Annotated in this window: 1 protein-coding gene; it reads left to right on the top strand. The window is 39.1% G+C overall.

Annotation, left to right across the window (positions count from 1 at the left end; all coding sequences use genetic code 11):
* Positions 1 to 930: transposase (locus ABH902_RS15780; RefSeq protein ID WP_404592355.1), on the top strand; the 930-nt coding region annotated here is incomplete at its 5' end.
* Positions 931 to 1,030 lie beyond the last annotated feature (100 nt).

Here is a 1,030-nt window from a genome sequence, read left to right as displayed (position 1 = left end):
AAAACTGATAAACAAGATGCCCATCGTCTTGCGCAAACTCACTGGCAATATGTACGGAAAATCAAGAGACACCAGTCAACTATTTATGAAGAATCCCATGATTTAGCTCGCTTTTATCAAGAGATAGAAACCGAAATCAAGCGACTCAGAATGTACTTACACACCGCTCTTCAACTTAGTTTTCCAGAACTGGAACTCCTTTTTTCTAGTCGGGTATCAAAGTTATCTCTAAACTTGATTGAGCGCTTCCCTCATCCAGACTGTTTAGCTGGATTGAGTCAAACCCAGGTGAAAAATATCTTGAAAAAAAGCACAGACAAACGACTCTCTGAGAAAAAGGCTTTAGAAAAAGCACAACTACTCCTTTCATTGGCTGCTAATTCCTATCCGACAACCACGAAAACAAGTATTCAGGTACAGAAAGTGTGCTACTACGCTCAACAGTTAAAAGAGCTGATCCAAACAAAAGAACGCTTAGCGAAACAACTGATTGAACAAACAAAACCACTTCCTGAATTTGATCTTTATCAAAGTGTGCCAGGCATTGGTGAAGTCTCTGCCGCTTTAATTATTGGTGAACTTGGCGACATTCGACGATTTGAGAATCATAAAAAAGTGAATGCCTTTGTGGGCATTGATACCCGTCGGTATCAATCTGGCAACTACCTTGCCCAAGATCATATCAATAAACGCGGAAACCCCAAAGCTCGGAAAATTCTTTATTTTACCGTAAAAAATATGATCCGCCAACAAGCCGCTGCCTCGAATCATATCGTAGATTATTATTACAAATTAAAAACGCAACCTCTACCCAAAAAGGATAAGGTTGCGACCGTAGCCTGTATCAACAAGCTACTAAAGTGTCTCTGCTCTATGGTTGAGAACAAGACAAAGTACGACTATGCGTACACGGTCTCTAAGGACCAATAAGGCACTGCCTTATAAATAAAGTATACCACCCTGATAAAAAAAATGAAACAAGTATCAGGGGTATTTGATCTGGCATTCAATAATTAATTTTTATTCTTTT

The organism is Enterococcus sp. UD-01 (assembly GCF_044909655.1).
Classification (GTDB): domain Bacteria; phylum Bacillota; class Bacilli; order Lactobacillales; family Enterococcaceae; genus Enterococcus_L.
This window is presented reverse-complemented; position numbering and strand designations above follow the sequence as displayed.